This window comes from Kitasatospora sp. CB01950 (assembly GCF_001905465.1).
Lineage (GTDB): Bacteria > Actinomycetota > Actinomycetes > Streptomycetales > Streptomycetaceae > Kitasatospora.
In genome coordinates this window covers 66,722-72,825 of the sequence record NZ_LISX01000007.1, presented here as the reverse complement: position 1 = coordinate 72,825, position 6,104 = coordinate 66,722, and the positions used below count along the sequence as shown (strand labels likewise).

Here is a 6,104-nt window from a genome sequence, read left to right as displayed (position 1 = left end):
CGTCCGTCACCCGACACGACACCGGCTGCGCCGGGCAGGCGCAGGTTCGCGGGGTCGGCCTCCGGCCGCTCGTCGCTCCGCGCAGCGGTGGCGTTGCCCTCCGGACGGGAGCTCGGCGTCTCGTCGCCCCGCGCGGCGGTGACTCCGTCCGCTGGGCGGGAGGGGACGGCGTGGCTCGGCGGGCCGTCGATTCCTGCCCGTCCGTCGCCCCACGCAGCGCCGTTCGTGCTCTTCGTCTGCCCGTTGCCGCGCGCAGCGCTGTCGGTGTTCTGTGCCCGTCCGTCGCCCCGCGCAGCGCCGTTCCTGTTCTTCGTCTGCCCGTTGCCGCGCGCAGCGCTGTCCGTGTCCTGTGCCCGTCCGTCGCCCCGCGCAGCGCCGTTCGTGCTCTCCGTCCGTTCGTTGCCGCGCGCAGCGCGCTTGTTGAGGAGGCCTCCCGATGAGCCCCGACTGGGCGTTGCTCGACAAGCACACCGTCGGCCCGCTGCTGCGGCCCGGTGACGGGGGGTTCCGGGAGTCGTCGGCCGCGTTCAACGAGCGGTGGGCGGGGCGGGCGCCCGCCGGCGTGCTGCGGGCGGCGGGCGCGGAGGACGTGCTGCGGGCGATCGAGTGGGCGCGGGAGCGCGGGGTGCCGATCGTGCCGCGCGGAGGCGGGCACTCGTACGCCGGGCACTCCGTCAACTCCGGGCTGGTGGTGGACCTGCGGGCGTTGGACGCGATCCAGGTCGACCCCGGGAGCGGGCTGGTCACGGTCGGCGGAGGCGTCCTGACGGGCGCGCTGTATGCGGCGTTGCGGCCGCACGGCCTCGCGCTGCCGCTCGGCAACGGCGCGGGCGTCGGCATCGCGGGCCTCGCTCTCGGCGGCGGCTCGGCCGCCACCTCCCGGCGGCTCGGCCTGACGGCCGACACCCTCCGCGCCACCACCCTGGCCACCGCCGCCGGCACCGTGCTGACCTGCGACGCCACCCAGAACGAGGACCTGTACTGGGCCTGCCGCGGCGGTGGCGGCGGCAACTTCGGCATCAACCTCGACCTGACCTTCCAGGCGGTCGCGGCCCCGCCGTCGTCCACCTGCCTGCTGCTCTGGGACGTCGCGCACGCGCCCGCCGTCTTCGAGGCCGTGCAGCACCTGATGCGCACCGCCCCGGAGGAGTCCTCGCTGCGCCTGGGCGTCGCCACCTCCGGCGGCCGCACCCTGGTGTCCGCCGTCGGCCTGCACCTCGGCCCGGCCGCCGAGCTGCGCGCGCTCCTCGCGCCCGCGTTCGCCGCCGCCCGCCCGCTGCGCGAGGAGATCGCCGACCGCGATTTCTGGGACGCCATGGACTACCTGCAGCACGAGACCGCCGGCGGCGCGTTCGCCGTCCGGACGCACTTCGCCACCGACCCGCTGCCCCCGCAGGTCGTCGCGGCGGCGCTGGAGCACCTCGCCGCCGCGCCCCCCGGCGGCAACCCGGACGGCTGCGGCCTGGCGCTGTTCGGGTGGGGCGGCGCGATCAACCGGGTCGAGCCGTCCGCCACCGCGTTCGTGCACCGCGACGCCCAGTACCTGGTCAGCCTGGACACCTCCTGGCTGCCGGGCGAGGACCCGGCCGCGCAGCTCGACTGGCTGGCCGGCCTTGATCACCTGATCGCCTCGTGCACGACCGACGGCGCGTACCTGAACTTCACCGACCCGGACCTGCGAGACTGGCGAAACGCCTACTACGGTGCGAACTACCCCCGCCTGGTCGCCGTGAAGCACCGCCACGACCCGGACGGACTGTTCACCTTCCCGCAGTCCATCGGCAGTTGAACCCCCTTCAGACTTCGCCCGTACGGCGTACCGCTGACCGACCGTCAGTCGACCCGTTCCGCCCGGAAGGAGACACCACCGTGTCGCCGCGAACCGCCCGCCCGCGCCACTACCTGATGTGCCGGCCCGCGCACTTCACCGTCGACTACTCCATCAACCCGTGGATGGACCCGGCCAAGCCCACCGACACCGGCACCGCCCTCGCCCAGTGGGACGAGCTGTACGCACTCTTCCAACGCCTGGGCCACACCGTCGAGTTGATCGATCCACTGCCCGGCCTGCCGGACATGGTGTTCGCCGCCAACGGCGCCACCGTGGTCGACGGCCGGGTGCTCGGCGCCCGCTTCCTGTACCCGGAGCGGGTCGCCGAGGGCCCCGCGTACGCCGACTGGTTCCGCGAGCGCGGCTGGCAGGTCCGGGACGCCGAACACGTCAACGAGGGCGAGGGCGACCTGCTGGTGGCCGGCGGCCGCATCCTGGCCGGCACCGGCTTCCGCACCGAGCCCGCCGCGCACGCCGAGGCCGCGTCCTTCCTCGACCGCGAGGTGGTCACCCTGCGGCTGGTCGATCCGCGCCACTACCACCTGGACACCGCGCTCGCCGTGCTCGACGACGACGAGATCATGTACTACCCGCCGGCCTTCGACGCCGAGTCCCGGGCCGCGCTGGAGCGCCTCTACCCGGACGCGATCCTGGCCGGCGCCGACGACGCCCGGGTGTTCGGCCTCAACGCCGTCTCCGACGGTGCGAACGTCGTCCTCCCGGAGGCCGCCACCGGCCTCGCCGAGCAGCTCCGCGAACGCGGCTTCCACCCGATCGGCGTGGACCTCACCGAACTGCTCCGGGCCGGCGGCGCCGTCAAGTGCTGCACCCTCGAACTGCGCCACTGACCGGCCCGCCGAAGCACCGAAGCACCGAAGCACCGAAGCGCCGAAGCACCGAAGAGCCGAAGCACCGCACACACCGGAGACCCGGCCCCGCACCAGCGGGACCGGGCCTCCGTCATTCAGCGGCTCACGCCAGGTCGAAGCGGTCCAGGTCCATGACCTTCGTCCAGGCGGCGGCGAAGTCCTTCACGAACTTCTCCTTGGCGTCGTCCGAGGCGTACACCTCGGCGACCGCCCGCAGCTCCGAGTTGGAGCCGAACACCAGGTCGGACCGGGTGCCGGTCCACTTGACCGCACCGGCGGCGTCCCGGCCCTCGAACAGCGCGTTGTCGGAGCCGACCGGCGCCCACGCGGTGTCCATGTCGAGCAGGTTGACGAAGAAGTCGTTGCTCAGCGTGCCCGGACGGTCGGTGAACACGCCGTGCTGCGAGCCGCCGTGGTTGGCGCCCAGCACCCGCAGGCCGCCGACCAGCACGGTCAGCTCGGGGGCGGACAGGTTCAGCAGGTTCGCCTTGTCCACCAGCAGGTACTCGGCGGGCAGCCGGCTGCCCTTGCCCGCGTAGTTGCGGAAGCCGTCGGCCTTCGGCTCCAGGGCGGAGAACGACTCGACGTCGGTGTTCTCCTGGGAGGCGTCCACCCGGCCCGGGTGGAAGGCCACCGCGACGTCCACGCCGCCGGCCTTCGCGGCCTGCTCGACGGCCGCGGTGCCGGCCAGCACGATCAGGTCGGCCAGCGAGACGTGCTTGCCGCCCTCCGCGTTGAACGCCGTCCGAATGGTCTCCAGCACCCGCAGCACCTGCGCCAGCTGCTCCGGGTCGTTGACCTCCCAGCCGCGCTGCGGCTCCAGGCGCACCCGGGCGCCGTTCGCGCCGCCGCGCTTGTCGCTGCCGCGGAACGAGGACGCCGCCGCCCACGCGGTCGACACCAGCTGCGCGGTGGTCAGCCCGGAGGCCAGCACCCGCTCCTTGAGCGCGGCGGCGTCCGCCGCGTCGATCGGCGCGCCCTGCGCCTGCGGCAGCGGGTCCTGCCAGAGCAGCTCCTCGCTGGGCACCTCGGGGCCGAGGTAGCGGGCCACCGGGCCCATGTCACGGTGGGTCAGCTTGTACCAGGCGCGGGCGAAGGCGTCCGCGAACGCCGCCGGGTCGTTCAGGAAGCGGCGGGAGATCTGCTCGTACACCGGGTCGAAGCGCAGCGAGAGGTCGGTGGTGAGCATCTGCGGGGCGTGCTTCTTCGACGGGTCGAAGGCGTCCGGCACGGTGCCCTCGCCGGCGCCGTCCTTCGGCTTCCACTGGTGCGCGCCGGCCGGGGACTTCGTCAGCTCCCACTCGTAGCCGAACAGGATCTCGAAGAAGGTGTTGTCCCAGGTGGTCGGCGTGTTGGTCCAGGTGACCTCCAGGCCGGAGGTGATCGCGTCGCCGGCCTTGCCGGAGCCGTAGGTGCTCTTCCAGCCGAGGCCCATCTCCTCCAGGCCCGCGCCCTCGGGGGCCTCGCCGACGTTGTCCGCCGGGCCGGCGCCGTGGGTCTTGCCGAAGGTGTGGCCGCCGGCGATCAGCGCGACGGTCTCCTCGTCGTTCATCGCCATCCGACGGAAGGTCTCGCGGATGTCGCGGGCCGCCGCGACCGGGTCCGGGTTGCCGTTGGGGCCCTCGGGGTTGACGTAGATCAGGCCCATCTGGACGGCGCCCAGCGGGTCTTCGAGGTCACGGTCGCCGGTGTAGCGCTCGTCGCCCAGCCAGGTGGTCTCGGGGCCCCAGTAGACGTCCTCGTCGGCCTCCCAGACGTCCGCGCGGCCGCCGGCGAAGCCGAAGGTGTCGAAGCCCATCGACTCCAGCGCGACGTTGCCGGAGAGGATCAGCAGGTCGGCCCAGGACAGGCTCTTGCCGTACTTCTGCTTGACCGGCCACAGCACCCGGCGGGCCTTGTCCAGGTTGGCGTTGTCCGGCCACGAGTTCAGCGGGGCGAAGCGCTGCTGGCCGGCGCCCGCGCCACCGCGGCCGTCGGAGATCCGGTAGGTGCCGGCGCTGTGCCAGGCCATCCGGATGATCAGCGGGCCGTAGTGGCCGAAGTCGGCGGGCCACCAGTCCTGCGAGGTGGTGAGGGCCTGCTCGATGTCGCGCTTCACGGCGGGCAGGTCGAGGCTGTTGAACGCCTCGGCGTAGTCGAAGTCGCCGCCCAGCGGGTTCGCCACCGCCGGGTTCTTGGCCAGGATCTTCAGGTTCAACCGGTTCGGCCACCACTGCTGGTTGCCGCCGCCCTGGGTCGGATGGGGCGCGCGGCCGTGCGCGACCGGGCAGCCGCCCGCACCCTCGGACTTGGGGTCGGTGACGATGGCGTCGTCGTTCTCGGGCATGGGAAGTCCCTCCGGATCGGGCGGATCGCACTCTTTACGGACACTTCGGCGCTGACGGGCACCTTGGCCGTTCGCCGGAGTCGATCCTAAGATAGACACAGTCTAAGTCAAGAACTCGGTCAATCGGGTGGTGGTTCCGCTCGACTCGGGCGCGTCGCTGCGTCCCCTGTACAGTTCGGGCGTCTGTTGAGCTGAATGGATGAACACATGAGTGACCTGCTGGAACGGCTGCGTGACCGGGGGTGGCGGCTGACCTCCCAGCGCCGGGTGGTGGCCGAAGTCCTCGACGGCGACCACGTCCACCTGACCGCGGACGAGGTCCACGCCCGCGCCGCCGAACGCCTCCCCGAGATCTCCCGCGCCACCGTGTACAACACACTCGGCGAACTCGTCACCCTCGGCGAGATCCTGGAGGTCTCCACCGACGGCCGCGCCAAGCGCTACGACCCCAACGCCCACCAGCCGCACCAGCACCTGGTCTGCTTCGCCTGCGGCACCATCCGCGACGTCCACCCCACCGGCGACCCGCTGGCCGCCCTCCCCGCCGGCGAGCGCTTCGGCTTCACCATCACCGCCGCCGAGGTCACCTACCGGGGGCTCTGCGCCGACTGCGCCCGCCACTCCGGCTGACGCCCGGGCGCCACGTCCGACCGGCGGCCCGACCCCGCCGCGCCGAGCACCAACCGCTTCCGCCCGCCGTCCAGTTCGGGCGAGCGACCCCCTCCGCCCGTTCCCGGCAAGACAGTTGACGCACCGTCAACCCAGGTCGTCACCCCCGGCGGCCGTCGCCGCCACCGCCGCCGCGACCTCGCCCACCTGACCCGCATCGACGAGGGCCGCGCCGAAGGCTTCTGGGAACCGGGCCCGGAAAACGTAAAAGACCCCAGATGAACTGGGGTCTTTCGTTTGGTGTCCGAGGGGGGACTTGAACCCCCACGCCCGATAAAGGGCACTAGCACCTCAAGCTAGCGCGTCTGCCATTCCGCCACCCGGACCGGGTGTTCACCTTGGGGCTTCCTTTCGGCCGCCCCCTGGCGACAAAGAGAACATTACCAGGCTTCCGGAGTGCTTCTCACCT

General features: G+C 72.6%; 4 protein-coding genes and 1 tRNA gene. 3 read left to right on the top strand and 2 right to left on the bottom strand.

Annotated features, from left to right (window positions below; all coding sequences use genetic code 11):
• Positions 1-436 precede the first annotated feature (436 nt).
• A complete protein-coding gene (locus AMK19_RS18970; protein WP_073813202.1) occupies positions 437-1,789 on the top strand; it encodes an FAD-binding oxidoreductase in 1,353 nt (450 codons plus the stop codon).
• 80 nt (positions 1,790-1,869) lie between these two features.
• On the top strand, positions 1,870-2,679 hold the full coding sequence (gene ddaH / locus AMK19_RS18965) for a dimethylargininase (RefSeq protein WP_338015801.1): 810 nt from the start codon (positions 1,870-1,872) through the stop codon (positions 2,677-2,679).
• A gap of 124 nt (positions 2,680-2,803) precedes the next feature.
• Here ddaH and katG read toward each other — a convergent pair whose 3' ends face one another.
• Positions 2,804-5,026 carry a catalase/peroxidase HPI gene (katG, locus tag AMK19_RS18960; RefSeq protein ID WP_073813200.1) on the bottom strand — a complete coding sequence of 741 codons (2,223 nt, stop codon included), beginning with the start codon at positions 5,024-5,026 and terminating at the stop codon, positions 2,804-2,806.
• 207 nt (positions 5,027-5,233) lie between these two features.
• Here katG and AMK19_RS18955 point away from each other — a divergent pair, with 207 nt between their 5' ends.
• Positions 5,234-5,656, top strand: a complete 423-nt coding sequence (locus AMK19_RS18955; RefSeq protein ID WP_073813198.1) for a Fur family transcriptional regulator — start codon at positions 5,234-5,236, stop codon at positions 5,654-5,656.
• 277 nt (positions 5,657-5,933) lie between these two features.
• Here AMK19_RS18955 and AMK19_RS18950 read toward each other — a convergent pair.
• A tRNA-Leu gene (locus AMK19_RS18950) sits at positions 5,934-6,021 on the bottom strand.
• Between the last annotated feature and the right edge of the window lie 83 nt (positions 6,022-6,104).